This is a genomic window from Aerococcus sp. BD502, assembly GCF_057919555.1.
On sequence record NZ_CP147972.1, the window covers coordinates 523343 to 546428 of the forward strand.

Genomic DNA, 23086 nt, shown 5'->3' on the forward strand with positions numbered 1-23086 from the left:
GGTTTACTGCTGGTCTTTGGCCAAAGTCAAAGCGCTCTGGGCCGCTGCTAAGCGAGCGACAGGAATCCGGAAGGGTGAGCAGGACACGTAGTCTAAGCCTAATTGGTCGAAGAAACGAATCGATTGTGGGTTCCCACCCAATTCACCGCACACCCCTAATTTAATGTCAGGTTTAACGCGGTGGGCGCGTTCCACAGCAATCTTCATCAATTCACCGACACCCGCTTCATCCAAGACTTGGAAGGGGTCCGTTGGTAGTGTGCCGTCCCCTAAGTATTGGTTAATGAATTTCCCAGCGTCGTCACGGGAGTAGCCGTAGTTCAATTGGGTCAAGTCATTAGTTCCGAAGCTGTAGAAGTCAGCATAGTGAGCTAGGTCATCGGCAATGAAGCAAGCCCGTGGGATTTCAATCATCGTCCCAATGGTGTAGTCAATGGCCATGTCTTCTTGTGCCATGAGGTCTTTGATCTTGGCTTCTAAGCGTTCACGCAAGCGTGCCAACTCTTCTTCCACACTGACCAAAGGAATCATAATTTCTGGCTTGACATCGAAGCCTTCTTCCTTCTTCGCCTTCATGGCGCCACGGATAATGGCTTCGACTTGCATTTCGTAAAGTTCTGGGTAAGTCATCGCCAAGCGGCAGCCGCGGTGGCCAAGCATGGGGTTCACTTCGGTGAGGCTTCTGATCCGGTCTTTCAAGGCGGCTTCCGATACATTTTGCTGGTCGGCCACGGCCTTGATCTCTTCCGGCAAGTGCGGCAGGAATTCATGCAAAGGTGGATCGAGCAAGCGAATGGTTGTCGAGTGCTCACCGCTAAGCTTGAAGATCGTATAGAAGTCGTCAGTTTGATAGCCCAGAATATTATCTAAGGCTTGTTGTCTTTCTTGGTCGCTCGCCGACAAGATGAAGTGGCGAATTTCCTTCAAACGTTCGGGTTGGAAGAACATGTGCTCTGTCCGAACGAGGCCGATACCATTGGCTTCAAATTCATAGCCGGCTTCAATATCCTTGGCTGTTTCAGCGTTCATCCGCACCTGGAGGCGAGCATATTTGGTCGCCCAGGCCATCATTTGCTGGTAATCTTCGTCCGTGAGGCTTTGGTTTTTGGCAATGTCCCCGAGGTAAATATTACCGGTAGAACCGTCACAGGAAATGACGTCGCCTTCCTTCAATTCACCGACTGGGCTATGGATAATTTTCTTGTCTTCATTAATTTGCAAGTCACCACAGCCAGCCACGCAGCATTTACCCATGCCACGAGCCACAACGGCCGCGTGGGAGGTCATGCCCCCATGGGAAGTCACAATGGCTTGGGCTGTGCTCATCCCTTCAATATCTTCGGGGGAAGTTTCGTGGCGCACCAGGATAACGTCCTTGCCTTCTTGGCTCCAAGCCATCGCATCTTCAGCGTCGAAGACAATTTGCCCGGTCGCCGCCCCTGGACTAGCAGCAAGGCCCACATCCGAAATGAGTTCAGCTTCTTTAAGGGCTTTTTCGTCAAAGGTGGGGTGCAACAATTGGTTAATGCTTTCTGGATCAACCAGCATGACGGCTTCTTTTTCAGAAATAATGCCTTCCTTCACCATGTCTACCGCAATTTTAACCGCAGCTTTAGCTGTTCGTTTCCCGTTACGGGTTTGGAGGATATAGAGTTTGCCTTCTTCTAAAGTAAACTCAATATCTTGCATATCATGGTAGTATTGCTCTAATTTTTCCGTCAATTCATAGAGTTCCTTGTAAATATCAGGGAATTCGTCTTCTAAGTGGGCGATGACTTCTGGGGTCCGAATCCCGGCCACCACGTCTTCACCTTGGGCATTCCGTAAGTATTCACCGAAGAATTCATTTTCACCGGTGGCGGGGTTACGGGTGAATAAGACCCCTGTCCCGGAATTTTCACCACGGTTACCAAAGACCATTTCTTGAATGTTCACCGCGGTCCCGAGGTCATCAGGAATATGGTTCAAGCGGCGGTAAACACGAGCGCGGTTGTTATTCCAAGATTTGAAAACGGCCCGAACGGCTTCCGTAATTTGCTTCTTCACTTCTTGCGGGAAGGGGAAGCCTAATTCTTCTTGGTAAATTTTCTTGTAGTCTTCAATGAGCTCCTTGAGGTCGTCGGCTGAGAGTTCATAGTCTAACTTCACATTGACTTCTTGCTTTTTCTCAGCAATCTTGTCTTCAAATTTGCGGCTATCGATTTGATAAACCACGTCACCAAACATTTGCAGCAGACGACGGTAGCAGTCGTAAGCGAAACGTTCGTCTTGGGTAATTTTTGCGAGGGTTTGGACGTTCTCGTCATTTAAGCCTAAGTTGAGGATAGTGTCCATCATCCCAGGCATGGAGAATTTCGCCCCACTCCGCACCGAAACGAGCAGAAGGTCCTTCTCATCGCCAAATTTTTTGCCGGTTTGCTCTTCCAGCTGTTCAACGTGAGCATCAATGTCGGCAACTAATTCTTCACTTAAGTCGTCCTTTTCAGTTTCCAAATAAGCTAAGCAAGCCTTGGTTGAGATGGTGAAACCTTTGGGAACCGGGAAGCCTAGTCGCGTCATTTCCGCTAAGTTGGCCCCTTTCCCGCCTAGGATCGCCTTCATATCACGGTTACCTTCGTCGAAACGATAAACGTATTGTTGCACGTTATTTCCTCCTTTGAGTCGCATTGATAACGATTAACCTGATTATATAACGCAACTCATTGAAGCGCAAGCTTTTCCTGTAATCCTTAGTGTTTTATCATTTTACTGTGACTAAAAATAAAAGAAAAGCCTAGGCGCATAAGCTTTCCTAGGCGACAAATTTTCCTTTATGAGCTAATTCTTAGAAGGATAAATTTAGGGGCACGATACTTTTTTGAGTTCTATTTCTAACGTATCAATTAAGGCTGCCCAAGAATGCGACGTAATGAGCGGCTCCATTTCCCAGGCGAGCTTGGGCTTGGCTTGGACGCGTTTGACCTGCGTTTCAAGAGCCTTCATGAGACGCCGTTCATAGGCAGGCACCGCTTCTGGCAAAGGTTCATCTGCATTTTTAAGCGGTGGCAAGGTCACGTACTCTACGAGGCCAGCGTCCATTAAAGGCTCGGCCAAGGAGGCTTTTAGCGCTGGGAAAGGCCCCACAATCGCATAGCAACCACAAGCCATGGCCTCCGCAATCACCAAGGGCAAGCCCTCATAGTAGGACGGCAGTAGGAAAATATGACTGGCCCGCATGGCTTCAGCCAGCTTTGTTTGGGGGACCGCCCCTTGGTAGTAGATGCGCGTATCCTTGCCAATCGCTTCCCTTAAGCGCTTTAAAGAGGCCACATCGCCATTCCCATAGAGATGGTACTCTACAGCCAAATCTTCTAACTGCTTAAAAGCCGCGATACTAGCATAAACCCCCTTTGCCTCAGCAATTTTACCCGCATAAATAACTCGGAGAGGGGTGGCGGGCTTTTCCTTGGGCAAATAAAAAATTTCCGCATCAAAGCCACTGCCCAAAACACTTAATCGCCCAGTTGGTAGCTTAAAAATAGCTTCCACGTCCCTGATTTGCTCAGCACTGAGCAAGAAGACCCGGTCCAACTGCTTGAGGCCATCCAAATACTCATTCACTAAGTCAGGGTGCTGCTGGGCCTGCCGAATATCCGTCCCGTGGCTAATGGCCCAAACAGTGTGCCAAGGATAGGTGGCCGCCACCTGGGCCGTCAACAGCCACAGATGGTGGCAGAGGATAACATCAGGTTGAAATTGAGCCACCGCTTCCTTGATCACACTGGCAAAGGAATTTTTCCAAGCTTGGAGCATCGCCGGCGTCATGTCCCCATAAATGCTTGTTTCATAAGGCATCACATCACTCATCCCCGGCATGGGGAAAGCGGCCTCTTCATTGGGGAAAAGGCAAGGATACTGCTTTGCTTGGGGCAGTATATCCCAGGTATAGCCTGGCCAAGCCCCATAAACGACCGCCTGCTCGACCTTCCCCTTTAAGCCTTTCACCACATTGGAAAAATAAATGCCACTGCCAGTATGGCTGGGTAATTGGGCTTGAATATGTAAAACTCGCATGTCAGCTCCTTTCTCCTTTAAAGCACGAGTGCTTCCGTCACCGCAAGCCAGCGTTCTAAAACCGCCGGCGTGCCCAAAATAATGCGCTGCGAGGTGGTTAAATCCACTGGCCGCCCGTCCACCTGCCGGCAGCTAAGTCTCGCTTCCTGGGCAAAGATTAAGGCGGGCGCAAAATCCCAAGGCGCCAGCAGGGAACCCAAGTAGCCCCCGAGTTGCCCTCGCACACATTTGAGGATGGCCAGTGCGCAGGCCCCATAATGCCGGTAGCCCATCGCCTCCTCCAGCAAAGGCTTTAGGGTTGCTTTTTCCTGAAAGAGCAGCGCCGGGGTAATGGAGACCAGGCTTTCTGCTAAGGGCACATTACTGACCGGCGCTAAGGCCTCGCCCTGGCAAGTGACTCCCGCCCCTTGACTAGCCTCATATAATTTTTCCTGCAAGACATCATAGATCAGAGCAAATTGAACCTGGCCGGCCTCCACATAAGCCAGCATCATCGCAAAATCTTCCCCTTGCAGCACAAAATTCTTGGTCCCATCAATCGGATCCAAAAACCAAGCCTTTTCTGCTAAGGAGAAGTCCGCCAAGCCGCCCGCTTCTTCCCCAACAATCGTATCATTGGGATAGGCAGCGGTAATTTGCTGCCGTAAAAAGGCCTCCACTTCCCGGTCTACTGTGGTCACTAAGTCCTTACGGTTACTTTTAGTAGCGATGGTGTAGGTTTTCTGCGCCAATTGCCGGCATAAAGCCCCCGCCTCGAAGAGCCAAGAACGTGCTGCTTGTAATTTTTTAGCTTTCACTCCCATGTTTCACCCCTTACCTTCTTATTATAGCGGAGTGCCCAGAAAAAGCCCAAAAGGAAGCTAACACAGTATAATAATAGATTATTTTGGTAATCACCCACTAGGCTTGTTATAATAAAATAGCTATTAGGCAAACTTTTAGTAAGTAAGAGAGGAGGTTTAACCATTAAAACGAGTCAATTACATGAGAAAATGATGGGGACCATTATTACGATAACACTCTGGCATGACAGTAGCCTGCAAGCCATTGCCCATGAGCTTTTACTCGATCTTAAAAAAAGCCTCCACACCTACCGCCAACGTTTTAGTGCCCAGGATGCCGATGCCGAGTTGGTACACCTGAACGAAGCCAGTGGCCAAGCTTTTCAGCAGGTTCATCCCGATTTGTATCAGTTAATTGAATTGGGGAAAAAGCATAGCCTAGCACCGGATAGCTTCTTAAATATTGCCATTGGTCCCCTGACCAAGCTCTGGCACATCGGCTTTGCGGATGCGAGGAAGCCGGAAGCCAAAGAAATTAAAGACGCCTTAGCTTTAACGGATCCGAAAAACATTGAATTAAAGGCGCCTAACCAGGTCCGCCTGGCCAAAGCCGGGATGGCTTTAGATTTGGGGGCGGTGGCAAAAGGTTATATTGCTGACCGCTTAAAGGAGCGTATTGAAGAGAGCGCCATCCCTGAGGCTTTAATTAATTTGGGGGGAAATATTGTCACTGTTGGCCCAGCCAAGCATCGGCTTGACGAGCGCTGGCACATTGGTCTGCAGAACCCGAAATTGCAGCGTCATGAACACCTGCTCACCCTCACCTTGCCCCCTTGTTCTGTGGTTACTTCCGGTATTTACGAGCGGACCTTGCGCCATGAGGGGAAAATTTACCATCATATTCTCAATCCGAAAACCGGCTACCCTCTTGACAAAACCGACTTAGCTAGTTTGACAGTCGTCTCCGAAGCTTCTGTCATAGGAGAAATTTGGACCAGCCGCCTCTTTGGCTATGATAGTCAAACAGCTATTGATAAAATTGAAGCTGAACCGGGTTTAGAAGGCCTAGCGGTCACAAAGGATAATATCGTTTTGGCCTCCCAAGGCCTACGTGATCCTTGGATCATCAGCCAATAGAAAGGATGTTAACATGAAAAATTTACTTGCCCTGGTGGGGACGAATAGTGAAAAATCCACCAACCGCCAATTACTGCAATACATGAAAAAACATTTCGCCGATCAAGCCCATATTGACTTGTGCGAAATTAAAGACTTGCCCCTATTTGATAAGCCGGCCGATCAACAATTACCGGCTAGTGTGCTCCAACTGGCCGATCAAATTGAAGCGAGTGACGGGGTGATCATTAGCACGCCGGAATATGACCACTCCATCCCGGCCGTGCTGTCGAACGCCCTCGCCTGGCTATCTTATGGGATTTACCCCTTCATTGATAAGCCCGTCATGATTACCGGGGCCTCCTATGGCACACTCGGTTCTTCAAGAGCTCAAAGTCACTTGCGGCAAATGCTTAACGCCCCTGAGCTGAAGGCACGTACCATTCCAGGCGCTGATTTTCTCTTGGGGAATTCCCTCCAGGCCTTTGACAGCGAAGGGAAGCTCATTGATCCCGAACTCATCTCCCAACTTGAGGCGATTGTTACGGACTTTTTAGCTTTCATTGATATTATGAAACAAGTCAACACAGCTCACTTATCGAACGTTCGTCTCGCCGAGAAATTCTCCTGGGAACCTGAGGAATAGAAAGGAAGTACTTATGAAAATTGTTGGACTACTCGGCTCAAACGCCGAAATCTCATACAACCGCCGCCTGCTGCAGTTTATTGGCAAGCATTTTGAGAAAGACTTTGCCTTTGAATTGCTTGAAATCAAAGACATTCCTCTCTTTAATCAAGATGACGATCAAACGAACACTCCCCCACTCCAAAAACTTATTAAAAAAATTGAAGGAGCAGATGGGGTTATTATTAGCACTCCTGAACACAACCACACGATTACCCCCGCTTTGAAAAGTGTTTTAGAATGGCTGTCCTATAAAGCCCATCCCCTGCAAGCCAAGCCGGTAATGGTAATTGGTGCGTCTTATTTCGAACAAGGCTCGTCTAGGGCCCAGCTCCACTTGCGGCAAATTTTAGAAGCTCCTGGGGTGAGTGCCCTCGTTTTCCCCGGCAATGAATTCCTTCTCGGCCACGCCAAGAGTGCCTTTGACAAGGAAGGCCATTTAAAAAATAGTCAAACGGTAAATTTCCTAGAAACCGTCATCCAGAATTTCCTACGCTATGTCAATGTAGTGAGTGACATTGCCCAACCGAAGGAAAGCCTGCCTGAAGAAGACCTCCATGCGACTGGCCAAATTAAAATCACCATCAATAACGTGGATATGGAAGCTGATGACTGGGTCGAGCAAGCTAGTGAAGCTGTCAACGCTGTTTCTGGGGACACTTATGTCCGTTTGGATCGCGGGGTTTTAACCGTTGACCAAATTAACAACCTACTCCGTTCCATGCCCATGGAAATCACCTATGCCGACGACAACAACCAATTCCTCTACTACAATAAAGTTAAACCAGGCGATGAAATGCTAGCCTCCCGCTACCCCGAACAAGTGGGGAATCCGCTAGCTGCCTGCCATCCTGAAAAAGCCATTCCTGGTGTCCAATGGGTGGTACAGCAATTACGAGCCGGCAAGGAAGATGTGGTCCGCATTCCTATTCCTTTCCACGGGCCAGATAAATACGTCGTCCACAATTATGCCGCCATGCATGACCTGAATGGCAACTACGCCGGCATTAACGAGTTTATTCTCGACTTCAAGCCTATCGTGGACTGGTACACAGAGGCAACCGGTCAAATGCTGATGCCTGATCCGGATGCTGATGCCACCACTGGGGCTTCCGCCACCGACTCAACTAGCGGTGCTTCTGAGAGTGCGGATGCCACTACCGGCGCCTCCGAAAGCTAGTTAGCAAGTTACCTTCCACCATACCAAGCTCATTTTGAGCTTGGCTTTTATTTTTACAGCAGATATCGCTTAGTGTAAAATTATGCTCGGTAAGACTTGAAAAATAAAAAAAGGACATCTATCTTTAAGTTGATCAAAAAAAAGAAAGAAGATGTCCTCATGAATGATATTATCACAGATATTCTAAAAAAGACGGAAAATTGCTCATCTTTAGGTGACTTTGAAGATCTTGTTTATCCGATATTAAGCAATTTTTGCTGTGAATGTCTTGCAGCGGTTTTCACTCAACTTGATCAGCAATTAATTCAAAGATACCAAGCCGAAGGCTGGAAAATTGCTCGCTATGAACCACGCACACTATGTTTTATGTTTGGTGCCGTCACTTTTAGACGCTGTCGGATGAAAAAAGAAGGTCACTCTAGCTTTCTTCCCCTAGATTTGTGTTTAGGCCTAGAAGCAAGAAGTCATCTTTCTTCTCAGGTCAAAGAAAAAATTGCCCAGCTTTGTACGAAGCAAACTTTTCGTGCGACTGCAGAAGCCTTCAATGCTTTAATGCCTTTTAGTATTTCGCATCAGACCGCACATCATATTGTTCAAGAAATTGGGCAAAAAATTTTAAGCTTTGAGAATAAAAAAGCAGAAGAGAAGGAACTGGCTTACTCTCAAAAACGATCCGTTCCTTTTCTGTACATTGAAGGGGATGGGGTTTTAATCACTAAGAAGAAGAAAAAAGGGAAAAGGACAAAACATCTTCAACTACACCGTGTGACTCTCTATGAAGGCGTCGATCGATCCACTTCGCGGCATCAACTTATTCAAGCTCATTATTTTTCTTCTGTTCAATCTAGTGCAGCCCTTCGAGAAAAAGTTAGCCGATTTCTTAACTCCTACTATGATTTACATCAAACGATTGTGATTTCTAATTCGGATGGTGGCAGTGGTTATACGGAGGAAGATTTTAACGAGATGATTGGGGTATGCCTTCGGCATGAACATTTCTGCGATAAATTTCATGTCATTCAAAAAATCAGAACGCGCCTATTTTTTGATCATAAAATACGTCAATTCGTCATTAAAAAAGTGAAAGCTTATGATTTTGAAGGGATTCAAGTTGCTTTGGAGACATGTGAAAGTCGCTGGCAACATCAACAGGAATTTTTGGCTGAAATTGAAGCTCTAAGAGCTTATCTTCAACGGAATTGGTTACTCATTAAACCAGCAGAGCAGCGAGGCTTACCGAACCATTTTTCCGGTGGCGTTTGTGAAGCAGGCCATCGGCTTTATACTTATCGCATGAAAAAGCAAGGACGAAATTGGACCCGTCAAGGCGCAGCAGCGATGGCTGCTATGATCACCGCTCAATCTAATCATTGTTTTGAAGAAGCTGTTCGATCAGATATTGAAGCTAATACAAGCCCATTTATACCCGAATATCCAGGGCTTGTTAGGGCAATACTATGTCACAGGCCGCAACAAAGTTCTTGTGGTGCCCATCAGGGCACGATTCCAAGTGAAGTGTCAAGCAGTATGGTCGGGAAATTATACCATACATTTTGTTAGCTACTTCGCCAAAAGACACGGAGTGCGTGCTAAAGACCTGCGTTAGCAGTGTTAGCAGGCCGTCCGTATATCTGGCTCTCGGAGTGCTGATAGGGTGAGCGTAGCGAGGCCTATCCAACGACATAGAGCCAGAATAGGACGGTCAGGCGTAAGCTTCTATGAAGCGTAAGCCGGTGCCACTGCTTTTCAACGCAGCGTCCTTTAGCACAAAAACGAAGTGACTTTTGAATAATTAGATACGAGATAGAGTTCTTGACGCTTGACCGAGCATTGCTTGACACTAACCAGATATCGTTTCCGCTTGCACCAAAAGCCAGCTTCAATTACACTTAAGTCAACGCAAGAACAAGGAGTGAGGCTTTTGTACTTGGTAAAGGAACTCATTATCAAAAATATCCCCCTCTTAGAATACGTCCCCCAGCACTTAAATCAGCAACCAGCCCCCTTGGCTATTTTCTACCATGGCTGGACCAATAATAAGCAGCAAGTCGCCTATCTAGCCCATGAACTTATGGCTTATGGCTTTCGGGTCATTGCCCCCGACTGCTACTTCCACGGCCGGCGTTTAGATCGCGACCAAGAGCCCGTCCCCGATGATTTTTTCAAAGTTATTATCAAAAATATAGAAGAATTCCCTAAAATCCTCTCCTACTATCAAAATAAAAACCTGATTAAGGATGATTTTGTAGCGGCTTGTGGCCTCTCCATGGGTGGTATTACCACCTGCATGCTGGTCACTCAATTTCCTTGGATTAAGGCCTTCGGAGTGTTAATGGGGACGCCCAAATTACAGCAATATACTAAGCAACTCTTCCATGCTTTTGAAGAAGAGCACGGGGAACTGAACCAAGCCATGCATGAGCAGATGAGCTGGATTTACCAATACCTCAAGCCCTATGATCTGAGCCAACACAAAGAAACCCTGCAGGAACGCCCCATTCATTTCTGGCATGGCAAGGAAGATCCGGTGGTTCCTTGGCAATTGACGAAGGAATTTTGCGACGAAATTAAAGAAGAGCACCTCAATCCCTACCTCCACCTTGTCACCAAGGAACGGGCTGGCCACAAAGTTCCTTACATGGCTCACATTCGTTTGGCGGCTTTTTTGAGCAATTGCTATACAGAGAAAAAGAGTGATATTTGGCCCAAAACGAGGGAAATCATGGAAGAGCGTTTCAGTGCTGAGCGCTTAGCCAAGGCTAATTACACCATCGATTAGAACAAAAAAGCTCAAGAGGAAAATTTCCTTTTGAGCTTTTTGCTTGCTTATTAAAACGCTAAGCCATTTCATCAAGAGCCGCCTTTAAATGCTTAAGTACTTTTCCTCGGCCAAGTAATTCCAGCGTCAAACCAATGGCAGGCCCATGTTCTTCACCTGAAGCGGCTACCCGAATGGCCATGTAGAGATTTTTCCCTTTGATGCCAGTTTCCTTTTGGACTTCCTTAATGGCAGCCATAAGAGAAGCTTCATCAAAGCTATCTAGGTTTTGGCATTTTTCATAGAAGGCCTTAATCACCACTGGCGCCGTTTCTGTTTCTAAGACTGATTTTGCTTCAGGAGCAATGTTCAATTCTTCCGCAAAGAACATGGTGGACAAATCAACAATTTGTGCCCCGTAGCTCATTTCATCCTTGTAGAGACTGATCAATTTTTTCGTCCAGTCCAATTCTTCAGCGCTGGGCTCGTCGCTAAGACGGCCTGCTTCCTGTAAGTGGGGCAAAGCCAAGTTAATGACGGTATCCAAATCGGCAGCCTTCATGTAACGGTTGTTCAACCATTGTAACTTCTTATTATCAAAGGCTGCGGGTGATTTACTGAGGCGATCTGCTGTGAAAATTTTGATCAATTCCTCTTGAGAAAAAATTTCTTCTTCTCCTTTTGGCGACCAACCTAAGAGTGCGATGAAGTTAAACATCGCTTCAGGCAAGTAGCCGAGGTCGCGATACTGTTCGATGAACTGCAGGATACTACCGTCGCGCTTAGATAATTTCCGCCCTGTTTCCGCATTAGTAATGAGGCTCATGTGCCCAAACTCAGGGGCTTCAAAGCCTAGGGCAGCATAGAGCATCAGTTGCTTAGGCGTATTAGCCACGTGGTCATCGCCACGAAGGACATGGGTAATGGCCATCAGATGGTCATCCACCACGACCGCAAAATTGTAGGTTGGCGTCCCATCGCTTTTCCGAATAACAAAGTCACCCGAAATATCTTCAGAAGTCATGGTCACTTCACCTTTAACCAGGTCATTAAAGGTATAGCTTTGGCCTTTCGGCACGCGAAAGCGAATCGCTTCGGGCCGGCCCTCTGCCTTAGCCTTTTTGCGTTCTTCCTCACTGGCCTCAGCCCAAACACCATCATAGCGCGGTGTTTCACCATTTTTCATCTGCTCTTCACGACGAGCGGTTAATTCTTCAGGAGTATCGTAAGCAAAGTAAGCATAACCAGCGTCAAGCAATTGCTTTAAGTACTTGTCGTAAAGCTCGCCCCGCTCACTCTGCCGGTAAGGGCCATACTCACCAGGCTTATCAGGACCTTCATCCCAGTCCATACCCAGCCAGGTTAAATTTTCCAGCTGGCTTTTCTCACCATCAGCGATATTTCGTTTTAAATCCGTGTCTTCAATGCGAATTATGAAGTCCCCGTCCAAATGACGGGCAAATAGATAATTAAATAGTGCGGTACGGGCATTCCCAATATGTAAATACCCAGTTGGGCTCGGTGCATAGCGCACACGAACTTTGTCTGCCATACTATCGTCTCCTCCTCTTAATCTCCTTACATTCTATCATAAGCCAGGAAAATTCTTAATAACCTTCCGGATGCTTCTCCTGCCAACGCCATTGATCCTGGCACATCATTTTAAGGGATCGCTTCGGTTCCCAGCCTAGCAAGTCTCTCGCTTTGGTATTGGAAGCGACAGAAATGGGGCCATCCCCCGGCCGACGTGCTGTAACCCGATGCGGAATCGGACGCCCCACGGCTTCCTCAAAGGCATGCAAAATTTCAAACACGCTATAACCCTGGCCACTGCCTAAGTTAATCGCCTCGAAGCCAAGGCCTTCCTTTTCGTATAAGCGGTCTAAGGCTAAAACATGGCCTTCTGCCAAGTCCATCACGTGCACGTAGTCCCGAATGCAGGTGCCATCTGGAGTGGGATAATCATCGCCAAAAATGTGCAGTTCATCGAGTTTCCCTACCGCTACTTGCGTTATATAGGGAGCTAAATTATTAGGAATGCCCGTTGGATTTTCGCCAATGTCCCCGCTCTCATGAGCGCCTAAAGGATTGAAATAGCGTAAGGCAATCACACCAAAGTCCGACCAGGCTGAGGCCAGGTCAGCTAAAATATCTTCAATCATCACCTTGGTGCGGCCATAAGGATTTAAGCTTGAGCGCGCTTCGGTCTCTTCATAGGGCACATTTTTTGAGTGGCCATAAACCGTCGCACTCGAACTGAAAACAAACTTATCCACTCCCAATTCCTGGGCAACTTCCAATAAGGTTAAGGTCGAATCTAAATTATTTCGGTAGTAAGATAAGGGCTGGGCCACGGACTCACCCACGGCCTTGTAGCCGGCAAAGTGAATAATGGCTTCAATCCCTTCTTCCTGCATAATTTGCCGCATGGCGCCCTTATCCCTAGCGTCGGCTTCAATAAAACGCAGGGGGCCGTCTTGAATTTCCTTAATTTTATCGGCAATAATTGGCTTAGCATTCGAGCAATTATCGACAATCACTACTTCATAAGGGTTTTTTGTTGTTTTGAGTAACTCAACCACCGTATGCGAGCCAATGTAACCTAAGCCGCCAGTGACGAGCACTTTTCTTCTTTTTGTCATATTGCCACTCCCGTCTCATTTGCTTCCACGTCAAGAACCTCTACCGCTTTATTATAAGGGAAGTCGGGCTTGGTCGCAATAAAGGCCACACAAAAACCCAATAGCTAAGGCTACTGGGTTTAAACTTAGAGCAAGACGCCGAAAATCATTTTACCGGCATTGGTTTGAATAGCACTGGTGACTTCGATATCCACAATTTCATCAAGATGCAGGTAGCCATCCTCAACCACAATCATGGTGCCGTCGTTAAGGTAGCCGACCCCCTGCATGCGTTCTGTTCCTGGTTTAATCAGCTTAACTGCTAGTTGATCGCCCGGAACTACAATGGCTTTGACGGCATTGGCCAATTCATTAATATTTAATACTTTAATTTTGTGGAAGTGGCTGACTTTATTGAGATTATAGTCATTGGTCACCACGACGCCACCTAATTTACGAGCCAAAAGCAATAATTTTAGATCAACATCCTCTTCCTCAGGAAAATCACCGCGGTAGAATTCTACTTCCACATCCGGCAATTCCTTCATCTCGTTAAGCATATCTAAGCCGCGCCGGCCGCGCACACGCTTGTGGCTGGCCGAAGAATCAGCAATATACTGCAACTCACGCAAAACAAAATCAGGGACAATAAGACGCCCTTCTAAAAAACCTGTTTTCAGAATGTCCAAAATTCGACCATCAATAATCACACTGGTATCTAGAATTTTATCCGGCGCTCCCTTTTCAGCTGCTACAGGTGGAAGTTGCGTACTTTCTACCTGTGTATTTTCCTTAGGACGCTGCCTGCGTACTTGGACTATTTCCCGGAAAAAATGGATCAAGTCATCCATCTTCGCATGCATGACAAAAAAACCCAAGGCTCCAAAAACAATAGTCAAAAGAACAGGCAGAATGTTACTAATCACCGGCCAATGCAAAGCCACGAGAGGAATGCTAATGAGCCAAGAAAAAATGAGCCCTAGCCAAATTCCTAAAGCGTAGAGGAGGAAGCGTCCAATCGACAGATTCTCCTTCTGGCTAAAGAGACGATCATAGGCTCGATCATATAAAGGTTTTAAGATAATGAGCAAAATAAAAAAGATAAGGGCACCAATGCACATATTCACCAGCCCATAATTGAGCCAGCTAAGGTGCGCATGCAATAGTTCCCATACACTAGGAAGTACATAATAGCCCACGCCTGCGCCCAAACAACAAAATACTAAAAGAAACAACTGATCCCAATATTTCTTCGCCATTTCGCCACCTCCTTCCCGGTAAAAAATTTGTGTAAAAACTGTTTCCGCTTACACATAGCCTTATTTTACCATTAACCCTGAAAAATTGCTAGTCATTTTTGGGAAATATTTCTTTAATGACCTGTAGGAGGGTGCGAGCGCCAATGACTTCAATCGTTTCAGTGGTTAAATCTTGGCTAAGATTGCCTTCAGGAACAAAAATACGCTCGAAGCCTAATTTTTCTGCCTCTAAAATACGTTCATTAATCCGACTCACACGGCGAATTTCTCCAGTTAAGCCTAATTCGCCCACAAAGCAGTCCGTGGGAAGGGTTTCCTGTTCAAAATAGCTGGAAGCTAAGGCCATTGCAATCGCTAAGTCAATCGCCGGCTCATCCAATTTAACCCCACCAGTGGACTTCAAGTAGGCATCCTGATTTTGCATCAGTAAATTAGCGCGCTTTTCCAGAACAGCAATGAGTAGACTCACGCGCGCTGAGTCCAAACCTTTAGAGGTGCGTTTGGCATTTCCAAAAGCCGTGGGCGTCAGCAAGGCTTGAATTTCAGTGAGAATTGTTCTCGTTCCCTCTAAGGAAGCCACGACCGCAGACCCATTAGCCCCCATCAGCCGCTCTTCGAGGAATAATTGACTAGGATTTAAGACGTCATGCAGGCCATCTTCTTGCATATCAAAAACCCCAATTTCGTTCGTTGACCCGAAGCGATTCTTCACCGCCCGCAAAATACGAAAACTATTATACTTATCGCCTTCTAGGTAAAGGACTGTATCCACCATATGTTCCAACATGCGGGGACCGGCGATATTCCCTTGCTTAGTCACGTGACCGACGATAAAAACAGCAATGCCTAAGCCCTTGGCAATACCCATTAAAGTTTGCGTGGCTTCCCGCACTTGGGAAACACTGCCGGCTAGGCCATTGGAATTTTGGTGTACCATGGTTTGAATGGAGTCGATCATGACAAAATCAGGTTTTAAGTCCAGAATTGTCTCTTCGATCTCTTCCATGTCAGTTTCAGCATAAACATAAAAATTAGCCGCTGTAAAACCCAGACGTTCTGCTCGCATTTTAATTTGCTCCAGACTCTCCTCACCCGCCACATAGAGCACCGTTTTATTTTGCTGCTCTAATTGCATGGCAATTTGCAGGAGCAAGGTCGATTTCCCGATTCCAGGATCTCCGCCAAGTAAAACTAAGGAGCCCAAAACGACACCGCCCCCGAGGACCCGATTTAATTCCATCTGATCCGTAAGAACACGCGCTTCTTCCTCCCCTTGAATTTCTTTGAGGACTTGGGGGCGATTCTTTTTTCGACCTAAGCGAGCATGCTGCTCTGGGGTTTGGATACGCTCGCCACGGATAACTTCCTCCTCCATCTGATTCCAAGCCCCACATTGCGGGCAGCGGCCATACCACTGAGCCGATTCATAGCCGCAAGCCTGGCAGGTATAGAGAGTTGTTTTCTTCTTCGCCATAAAAACCTCCTAAGCCCAACCGGAACTGCCAAAGCCACCTTGGCGATTTTTAGCCGCAGTTTGGTCTTCGTCATCCACCGTGTAATACTTCATGAAAATGCCCTGGGCAACCCGTTCGCCTGCTTCAATCATGACGTCTTTCGGGCCAAAGTTTAATAATTGTACAAAAATATGCCCCTCATTACCTGAATTATTGTAATAATCATGATCCACTACCCCAACGCCATTGGGCAAGACCAAATGACGCTTCAAAGGATTACTAGACCGGCAGGTAATTTGCAGGTACTCATCTTCAAGCATGTAAGCTTTTAAGCCTGTGGGCACCAAGGTTGGCGTCACGACGTCAGGAGCTAAACCATCAAAAGCTGCTGCTTCTTGACCAGCCTCTCTGAGTGCATGCCCCACCGCATACTGCCAGAAACTGGGGATGATCACTTTTTCAGCAGCGCGTAAATCATAGCCGGCTGCCTGGTAAGTGGCTCGACGGGGCAGGCTTAAGCCTTGATCCTTGTAAGTACTAACCCATTCAAAACCTCTTTGTCGCATAAAATCCTCCTAAATAATAAATAAATCACAATCGCCCCTAGCCATTTGCTGGGGTCTTATATATGATAGGAATAAGAACGCAGTTTTCTCTAAAGGAGTATACCATGTCAAAAGTCAAATTTATTCTCTTCTTAATCACACTCGGCCTGCTAGCAGCGTGCAGTAAACTATCGCCCAAAACCCTCTACACCCCCTTGCAAAAAACAGGAGAAAGTCTCGAGGCCTATGATGCGGCGACAGAAATTAATGTCACTCTCGATGAAAAATTGATCCAACGGGAAGTGAGCCGAGTCATCTGGACAGCTAAACACGGTGTGGAAGGAAAGAAAATTAGCAAAGCCAAAGACCCTAGAAAGAATTATATTTTCCAAGTTCTCATGAATAAAAAAGGAGTTTTCTACCAGCAAAAATACTATGACCAAACCGGCAACTGGCAAAAGGCGGCAAGCCAAGAAGGCGCCCTTGACCATGTCTTACCCCTCTCTTACGAAGATATCCTAGGCCTGTGGCAGGATGTCGAAAATAAGTTAGAAGGGAAGAAAACCTGGCAAGATAGCCAAGTGAGCTTCCAAGGAGAAGACTACACCCTCACCCAAGCCGTGAACCAGAGACTCCGAGCCAATTACAAGGATAAGCCCAAGCACCAACTTACTTTCTGGCTCGCTGATGATGAAAAACGAATTGTACACATGGAATGGCAAGTGCATGGCAAGGACCGCGTCACGGGGAAGCCTTTAGAGACCAAAATCAATATTAAATTCACCAATTTTAATCGCCAAGAATTCCCCCAACACTTTGCGGAAGAAGAGAAATTGAACCTGAAAAAAGCGAATTAGTTTAAAGAACACGTGCCCTGACAGGCACGTGTTTTTTCCTACTCGTAAGTGACAATATCGCCATGTTCATCGCTGGCTAAAACTTTCTCCGTGCGGTTTAGGAACAAACCGGTTTCCACAACCCCCACGATTTGAATAAGCTCCTTCGCTAAGGCTTCAGGGTCTGCAATTTTTTCTAGGGCCAAATCAATAATGTAGTGGCCATGTTGAGTGACAAAGGGCTTGCCGTCGTCAGCCTTCCGGAGGTTAGGGGCATAGCCTTTTTGCTCAAAGTACCGGAGTAACTGCTCATGGCCTTCAGTAATCACTTCGACGGGCAGGGGGAAGGCTCCTAAATGTTTGACATGCTTTCTCGTTTCTGCAATCCAAATAATACGCTTGGAGTTTTGGGCGATGATTTTTTCCACTAACAAGGCACCGCCCCCGCCTTTAATACCAGCTTCTGGCCCAGTAAATTCATCCACCCCATCGATGGTTAAATCAAGCCTGCCTACCTCATCAATGCTGGATGTTTGAATTCCTAAGCCTTCTGCTTGTTTTTGACTGGCGAGTGAAGTAGGCACAGCACCCTTTAATTTCAAGCCCTCTTCTTGAACCCGCCGGCCGAGTTCCTCAATAAAGTAATAGGCCGTTGAACCCGTCCCTAAACCGACTGTCATACCGTCTTCCACCAATTGAGCAGCGGCTTGGCCGACTTTTTCCTTACCGTTCATACCATCCCTCTTTCCATTAAACTAAGCCCATTATAACAAAACTTTACCCCCTGCCAATGGGAAAAGGCTTTTTCGTTAGTGTCAAGCAATGCTCGGTCAATCATAAAGAACTCTATCTCGTATCTAATTATCCAAAAGTCACTTCGTTTTTGTGCTAAAGAACGCTGCGTTGAAAAGCAGTGGCACCGGCTTACGCTTCATAGAAGCTTACGCCTGACCGTCCTATTCTGGCTCTATGTCGTTGGCTAGGCCTCGCTGCGCTCACCCTATCGGCACTCCGAGAGCCAGATATACGGACGGCCTGCTAACACTGCTAACGCAGGTCTTTAGCACGCACTCCGTGTCTTTTGGCGAAGCAGCTAACAAAATGTATGGCATAATTTCCCGACCATACTGCTTGACACCTCGCTTGGAATCGTGCCCTGATGGGCACCACAAGAACTTTGTTGCGGCCTGTGACTTAAGTATTGCCCTAACAAGCCCTGGATATTCGGGTATAAACGGGCTTGTATTAGCTTCAATATCTGATCGAACAGCTTCTTCAAAACAATGATTAGATTGAGCGGTGATAATGGCAGCCATCGCTGCTGCGCCTTGACGGTCCAATTTCTTGGACAATATGATGTGCGGTCTGATGCGAAATACTAAAAGGCATTAAAGCATTGAAGGCTTCTGCACTCGCACGAAAAGTTTGCTTCGTACAAAGCTGGGCAATTTTTTCTTTGACCTGAGAAGAAAGATGACTTCTTGCTTCTAGGCCTAAACACAAATCTAGGGGAAGAAAGCTAGAGTGACATTCTTTTTTCATCCGACAACGTCTAAAAGTGACGGCACCAAAAATAAAAAATAGTGTTCGTGGTTCATAGCGAGCAATTTTCCAGCCTTCGGCTTGGTACTTTTGAATGAACTGATGATTAAGTTGAGTGAAAACCGCTGCAAGACATTCACAGCAAAAATTCTTTATATCGGATAAACAAGATCTTCAAAGCCACCTAAAGATGAGCAATTTTCCGTTTTTAGAATATCTGTGATAATATCATTCATGAGGACATCTTCTTTCTTTTTATTGTTCAACTTAAAGATAGATGTCCTTTTTTATTTTTCAAGTCTTACCGAGAGTAATTTTACACTAAGGGCTTTTTCAATTGAAGAGGGGCCGCCCTTAAGCCTCAAATCGAGGCAACTAATGCCAGAGCCCTTGGCGTAAGAGATAATAGAGGAGAAGGTGGAGGGGATAGAGAGCGTAAAACCAGCGGCCATTAAAGCGGCCTCGCTGGCCATTGTAAGCATAAATTAAGGCATAGCTTAGTAAGACCACTGGCCCTTCCCATAAGGTGACGAGGGTCCCAGCCACCACCATAAGTTCGCGTTCTTCGTAGGTGCTGGCTAAAAGCAGGATCAAGCCGACACCAAAAGCCCCGTAATCCGCCCCGCTTATTTCCGCCAAGAAAGCTAAAAGCAAGCACACAAGAAAACCACGCCAAGGTCGATCATGCCGGCCTTGATCGACCTTTAAGCTCCAGATACCTAATGCTCCCAAGACCAAGGTGAAGAAAACATTCTGATGGCCCCAGTAGAAAGGCTGAGCAAAAAAAGCCAAATCAAAAGGAATTTCCGAGATGACAGCTAAAAGACCCAAGCGTTTCAAGTAGGCCGGCACACTATGCGTATAATGCAAGCCTTCCACCAGCAGAAAGCAAAAAATGGGAAAAGCTATCCGCCCCAAGGAGCGAAGGACGGTGTAGGTGGTATCCGCCGCCCCCCAGTCACTACCAAAAAAAGCAGAGAGGCCAAAGTAGGCATAGAGCGGATACCACAAGGTCGCCCCCAAATGGTCGATAAACATACTCACCATCGCCAGCCATTTTAGCCAGGTACCTGTGAGAAAACTTTTCTGGCGCAAGCGAGCGCCAAAAGCAGGGACTGATTGCTTTTTATTGACCATAACCATCAACTTTCTTTATCCTTAGGGTAAGCGCTAGATGAAATACCTTCAATGGAAGCCGTTTAAAAATGACAATTCTCCCGCCTTTTTTAATGGCAGGAAACTTAAAAGATTGAACCCCACTGACTTTCTCTGTAAATACCACTTAGTGTAAAATTATGCTCGGTAAGACTTGAAAAATAAAAAAAGGACATCTATCTTTAAGTTGATCAAAAAAAAGAAAGAAGATGTCCTCATGAATGATATTATCACAGATATTCTAAAAAAGACGGAAAATTGCTCATCTTTAGGTGACTTTGAAGATCTTGTTTATCCGATATTAAGCAATTTTTGCTGTGAATGTCTTGCAGCGGTTTTCACTCAACTTGATCAGCAATTAATTCAAAGATACCAAGCCGAAGGCTGGAAAATTGCTCGCTATGAACCACGCACACTATGTTTTATGTTTGGTGCCGTCACTTTTAGACGCTGTCGGATGAAAAAAGAAGGTCACTCTAGCTTTCTTCCCCTAGATTTGTGTTTAGGACTAGAAGCAAGAAGTCATCTTTCTTCTCAGGTCAAAGAAAAAATTGCCCAGCTTTGTACGAAGCAAACTTTTCGTGCGACTGCAGAAGCCTTCAATGCTTTAATGCCTTTTAGTATTTCGCATCAGACCGCACATCATATTGTTCAAGAAATTGGGCAAAAAATTTTAAGCTTTGAGAATAAAAAAGCAGAAGAGAAGGAACTGGCTTACTCTCAAAAACGATCCGTTCCTTTTCTGTACATTGAAGGGGATGGGGTTTTAATCACTAAGAAGAAGAAAAAAGGGAAAAGGACAAAACATCTTCAACTACACCGTGTGACTCTCTATGAAGGCGTCGATCGATCCACTTCGCGGCATCAACTTATTCAAGCTCATTATTTTTCTTCTGTTCAATCTAGTGCAGCCCTTCGAGAAAAAGTTAGCCGATTTCTTAACTCCTACTATGATTTACATCAAACGATTGTGATTTCTAATTCGGATGGTGGCAGTGGTTATACGGAGGAAGATTTTAACGAGATGATTGGGGTATGCCTTCGGCATGAACATTTCTGCGATAAATTTCATGTCATTCAAAAAATCAGAACGCGCCTATTTTTTGATCATAAAATACGTCAATTGGTCATTAAAAAAGTGAAGGCTTATGATTTCGAAGGAGTTCAAGTTACTTTGGAGACCTGTGAAAGTCGCTGGCACCATCATCAGGAGTTTTTGGCTGAAATTGAAGCTCTAAGAGCTTATCTTCAAAGGAATTGGTTACTCATTAAACCAGCAGAGCAGCGAGGCTTACCAAACCATTTTTCCGGTGGCGTTTGTGAAGCAGGCCATCGGCTTTATACTTATCGCATGAAAAAGCAAGGACGAAATTGGACCCGTCAAGGCGCAGCAGCAATGGCTGCCATTATCACCGCTCAATCTAATCATTGTTTTGAAGAAGCTGTTCGATCAGATATTGAAGCTAATACAAGCCCATTTATACCCGAATATCCAGGGATTGTTAGGGCAATACTATGTCACAGGCCGCAACAAAGTTCTTGTGGTGCCCATCAGGGCACGATTCCAAGTGAAGTGTCAAGCAGTATGGTCGGGAAATTATACCATACATTTTGTTAGCTGCTTCGCCAAAAGACACGGAGTGCGTGCTAAAGACCTGCGTTAGCAGTGTTAGCAGGCCGTCCGTATATCTGGCTCTCGGAGTGCCGATAGGGTGAGCGTAGCGAGGCCTATCCAACGACATAGAGCCAGAATAGGACGGTCAGGCGTAAGCTTCTATGAAGCGTAAGCCGGTGCCACTGCTTTTCAACGCAGCGTCCTTTAGCACAAAAACGAAGTGACTTTTGAATAATTAGATACGAGATAGAGTTCTTTATGATTGACCGAGCATTGCTTGACACTAACTAAATACCATTCGGGGCTGTTATGTCTCGCTTTTTATTATATAATGAAGTCGAGACATGTAAAAGGAGCGTTCAAGATGACAGAAAATGCCGGCACACGCCTTAAAAACCTACAAAATGCGATTGACATGGCGGATATTGATTGTTTATTGATTTCAAATCCCCAAAGTATCGCCTACTATCTCGGGGCCGAACTCGAGCCGATGGAACGCCTGTGGCTCCTTCTCGTCAAACGAGATGGTGATCACCTTTTGATCGCCAACGAATTACTGCAATTTGAAACGGAAGTCCCCATCCAAACCATTACGGTGACTGATAATGATGATTTCCTCTCGCTTTTTGAAAATTATGACCTATTTCCGCCTTATGGGCAAGTGATTGGGGTCGATGATATTTTCCCTGCAGGCAAATTACTGCCCCTAATGCAACATTTTGAACGGCTGCCTTTCTTAATGGCAGGGGGCTTGATCGACCGCCAACGGGCCCTGAAAACACCTGCGGATATGGAGAAAATGCGTCAAGCCTCTGCCCTCAATGACCAGGCTATGGCGCGGCTGATTGATGATATCCTTCCCTATGGCCCCACGGAAAAGGAAGCCTGCCAGGCCCTCAAGGAAATTTATATTGATCTTGGGGTCGACGGCGGCTTCAGTTTTGAGCCCATCGTCGCTTACGGAGCCAATGGGGCAGACCCCCACCACCTCTCTGACGATACCCGCCCCCAAATTGGTGATGCCATTATTATTGATATCGGCTGCCGCCACCAAGGCTTTTGCTCGGACATGACACGGACGGTTTACTTCGGTGATATTAGTGCCGCAAACGAAAAAATCTACCGCATTTGCCAAGAAGCTCAAGCTAAGGGCATTGAAATGGCGAAAAAACCCCGAGTCACTTTCGCCCAAATCGACCGGGCTTGCCGGCGCTACATCGAAAAAGCCGGCTTTGGCCCACAATTCATTCATCGGACGGGCCACTTCATTGGCCAGGAAGCCCATGAAAAAGGAGATGTCAGTGCCGCCAATAAAAACCGCTTGGAAGTGGGCCACTGCTTCTCCATTGAACCCGGCATCTACCTACCCAAGAAAACAGCGGTCCGCATCGAAGATTTACTCATGGTAACAGACACGGGTGTGGAAGTGATTAATCACTACCCGAAGGAGCTACTCACCATTACCCCTAAGGAATAAATTTAAAA

Annotated in this window: 20 protein-coding genes; 8 read left to right on the forward strand and 12 right to left on the reverse strand. The window is 46.4% G+C overall.

Annotated elements, in window-relative coordinates:
* Positions 1–3 precede the first annotated feature (3 nt).
* The 3 genes from ppdK to WF803_RS02540 form a co-directional block, all read right to left on the reverse strand.
* Positions 4–2643 (reverse strand): pyruvate, phosphate dikinase, encoded by a 2640-nt coding sequence (gene ppdK / locus WF803_RS02530; RefSeq protein WP_489611553.1) that lies wholly within the window; start codon positions 2641–2643, stop codon positions 4–6.
* 195 nt (positions 2644–2838) lie between these two features.
* On the reverse strand, positions 2839–4053 hold the full coding sequence (locus WF803_RS02535; protein WP_489611554.1) for a glycosyltransferase family 4 protein: 1215 nt from the start codon (positions 4051–4053) through the stop codon (positions 2839–2841).
* Positions 4054–4070: 17 nt separating this feature from the next.
* The gene (locus tag WF803_RS02540; RefSeq protein ID WP_489611555.1) at positions 4071–4856 is read right to left on the reverse strand and encodes an inositol monophosphatase family protein; all 786 of its coding nucleotides are present in this window, start codon (positions 4854–4856) and stop codon (positions 4071–4073) included.
* Positions 4857–5045: 189 nt separating this feature from the next.
* Between WF803_RS02540 and WF803_RS02545 the strand changes: the two genes are divergently transcribed.
* The 5 genes from WF803_RS02545 to WF803_RS02565 all read left to right on the forward strand — a co-directional run bounded on the left by WF803_RS02545 (position 5046) and on the right by WF803_RS02565 (position 10595).
* On the forward strand, positions 5046–5972 hold the full coding sequence (locus WF803_RS02545; protein ID WP_489611556.1) for an FAD:protein FMN transferase: 927 nt from the start codon (positions 5046–5048) through the stop codon (positions 5970–5972).
* A 13-nt stretch (positions 5973–5985) separates the two neighbouring features.
* Complete coding sequence (locus WF803_RS02550) at positions 5986–6597, forward strand: NADPH-dependent FMN reductase (protein WP_489611557.1); 612 nt, start codon at positions 5986–5988, stop codon at positions 6595–6597.
* A gap of 13 nt (positions 6598–6610) precedes the next feature.
* Positions 6611–7816 (forward strand): NAD(P)H-dependent oxidoreductase, encoded by a 1206-nt coding sequence (locus WF803_RS02555; protein WP_489611558.1) that lies wholly within the window; start codon positions 6611–6613, stop codon positions 7814–7816.
* A gap of 129 nt (positions 7817–7945) precedes the next feature.
* The gene (locus WF803_RS02560) at positions 7946–9376 is read left to right on the forward strand and encodes an ISLre2 family transposase (RefSeq protein WP_489610430.1); all 1431 of its coding nucleotides are present in this window, start codon (positions 7946–7948) and stop codon (positions 9374–9376) included.
* 361 nt (positions 9377–9737) lie between these two features.
* Positions 9738–10595, forward strand: coding sequence for a prolyl oligopeptidase family serine peptidase (locus tag WF803_RS02565; RefSeq protein WP_489611559.1), 858 nt, complete (start codon positions 9738–9740; stop codon positions 10593–10595).
* Between the two features lie 58 nt (positions 10596–10653).
* Here WF803_RS02565 and gltX read toward each other — a convergent pair whose 3' ends face one another.
* The 5 genes from gltX to WF803_RS02590 all read right to left on the reverse strand — a co-directional run bounded on the left by gltX (position 10654) and on the right by WF803_RS02590 (position 16474).
* Entirely contained in the window at positions 10654–12126 is a 1473-nt protein-coding gene (gene gltX, locus WF803_RS02570; protein ID WP_489611560.1) for a glutamate--tRNA ligase, read from the reverse strand.
* Positions 12127–12181: 55 nt separating this feature from the next.
* Positions 12182–13216, reverse strand: a complete 1035-nt coding sequence (galE, locus tag WF803_RS02575; RefSeq protein ID WP_489611561.1) for a UDP-glucose 4-epimerase GalE — start codon at positions 13214–13216, stop codon at positions 12182–12184.
* Positions 13217–13341: 125 nt separating this feature from the next.
* A complete protein-coding gene (locus WF803_RS02580; protein ID WP_489611562.1) occupies positions 13342–14454 on the reverse strand; it encodes a PIN/TRAM domain-containing protein in 1113 nt (370 codons plus the stop codon).
* Between the two features lie 88 nt (positions 14455–14542).
* The gene (radA, locus tag WF803_RS02585) at positions 14543–15928 is read right to left on the reverse strand and encodes a DNA repair protein RadA (RefSeq protein WP_489611563.1); all 1386 of its coding nucleotides are present in this window, start codon (positions 15926–15928) and stop codon (positions 14543–14545) included.
* A 9-nt stretch (positions 15929–15937) separates the two neighbouring features.
* Entirely contained in the window at positions 15938–16474 is a 537-nt protein-coding gene (locus tag WF803_RS02590; protein WP_489611564.1) for a dCTP deaminase/dUTPase family protein, read from the reverse strand.
* Between the two features lie 104 nt (positions 16475–16578).
* Here WF803_RS02590 and WF803_RS02595 point away from each other — a divergent pair, with 104 nt between their 5' ends.
* Positions 16579–17310, forward strand: a complete 732-nt coding sequence (locus WF803_RS02595) for a hypothetical protein (RefSeq protein ID WP_489611565.1) — start codon at positions 16579–16581, stop codon at positions 17308–17310.
* Between the two features lie 38 nt (positions 17311–17348).
* On the opposite strand, the gene rpiA is transcribed toward WF803_RS02595, so the two are convergent.
* From rpiA to WF803_RS02615, 4 genes are all read right to left on the reverse strand, one after another.
* Positions 17349–18023 (reverse strand): ribose-5-phosphate isomerase RpiA, encoded by a 675-nt coding sequence (gene rpiA, locus WF803_RS02600; protein WP_489611566.1) that lies wholly within the window; start codon positions 18021–18023, stop codon positions 17349–17351.
* A gap of 359 nt (positions 18024–18382) precedes the next feature.
* The gene (locus WF803_RS02605) at positions 18383–18544 is read right to left on the reverse strand and encodes a hypothetical protein (RefSeq protein WP_489611567.1); all 162 of its coding nucleotides are present in this window, start codon (positions 18542–18544) and stop codon (positions 18383–18385) included.
* Positions 18545–18576: 32 nt separating this feature from the next.
* Positions 18577–18987 carry a UPF0236 family transposase-like protein gene (locus tag WF803_RS02610; RefSeq protein ID WP_489611880.1) on the reverse strand — a complete coding sequence of 137 codons (411 nt, stop codon included), beginning with the start codon at positions 18985–18987 and terminating at the stop codon, positions 18577–18579.
* A gap of 219 nt (positions 18988–19206) precedes the next feature.
* Positions 19207–19968 carry a TraX family protein gene (locus WF803_RS02615; protein ID WP_489611568.1) on the reverse strand — a complete coding sequence of 254 codons (762 nt, stop codon included), beginning with the start codon at positions 19966–19968 and terminating at the stop codon, positions 19207–19209.
* Positions 19969–20173: 205 nt separating this feature from the next.
* Between WF803_RS02615 and WF803_RS02620 the strand changes: the two genes are divergently transcribed.
* Complete coding sequence (locus WF803_RS02620; RefSeq protein WP_489610582.1) at positions 20174–21604, forward strand: ISLre2 family transposase; 1431 nt, start codon at positions 20174–20176, stop codon at positions 21602–21604.
* A gap of 361 nt (positions 21605–21965) precedes the next feature.
* On the forward strand, positions 21966–23078 hold the full coding sequence (locus tag WF803_RS02625) for a M24 family metallopeptidase (RefSeq protein WP_489611569.1): 1113 nt from the start codon (positions 21966–21968) through the stop codon (positions 23076–23078).
* Positions 23079–23086: the final 8 nt, after the last annotated feature.

Coding starts and splice junctions, on each gene's coding strand:
- gltX (WP_489611560.1), bottom strand. CDS start 12,126: ATGGCAGACAAAGTTCGTGTGCGCTATGCACCGAGCCCAACTGGGTAT.
- WF803_RS02535 (WP_489611554.1), bottom strand. CDS start 4,053: ATGCGAGTTTTACATATTCAAGCCCAATTACCCAGCCATACTGGCAGT.
- WF803_RS02590 (WP_489611564.1), bottom strand. CDS start 16,474: ATGCGACAAAGAGGTTTTGAATGGGTTAGTACTTACAAGGATCAAGGC.
- galE (WP_489611561.1), bottom strand. CDS start 13,216: ATGACAAAAAGAAGAAAAGTGCTCGTCACTGGCGGCTTAGGTTACATT.
- radA (WP_489611563.1), bottom strand. CDS start 15,928: ATGGCGAAGAAGAAAACAACTCTCTATACCTGCCAGGCTTGCGGCTAT.
- WF803_RS02615 (WP_489611568.1), bottom strand. CDS start 19,968: ATGGTCAATAAAAAGCAATCAGTCCCTGCTTTTGGCGCTCGCTTGCGC.
- rpiA (WP_489611566.1), bottom strand. CDS start 18,023: ATGAACGGTAAGGAAAAAGTCGGCCAAGCCGCTGCTCAATTGGTGGAA.
- WF803_RS02595 (WP_489611565.1), top strand. CDS start 16,579: ATGTCAAAAGTCAAATTTATTCTCTTCTTAATCACACTCGGCCTGCTA.
- WF803_RS02545 (WP_489611556.1), top strand. CDS start 5,046: ATGATGGGGACCATTATTACGATAACACTCTGGCATGACAGTAGCCTG.
- WF803_RS02580 (WP_489611562.1), bottom strand. CDS start 14,454: ATGGCGAAGAAATATTGGGATCAGTTGTTTCTTTTAGTATTTTGTTGT.
- WF803_RS02540 (WP_489611555.1), bottom strand. CDS start 4,856: ATGGGAGTGAAAGCTAAAAAATTACAAGCAGCACGTTCTTGGCTCTTC.
- WF803_RS02550 (WP_489611557.1), top strand. CDS start 5,986: ATGAAAAATTTACTTGCCCTGGTGGGGACGAATAGTGAAAAATCCACC.
- WF803_RS02555 (WP_489611558.1), top strand. CDS start 6,611: ATGAAAATTGTTGGACTACTCGGCTCAAACGCCGAAATCTCATACAAC.
- WF803_RS02625 (WP_489611569.1), top strand. CDS start 21,966: ATGACAGAAAATGCCGGCACACGCCTTAAAAACCTACAAAATGCGATT.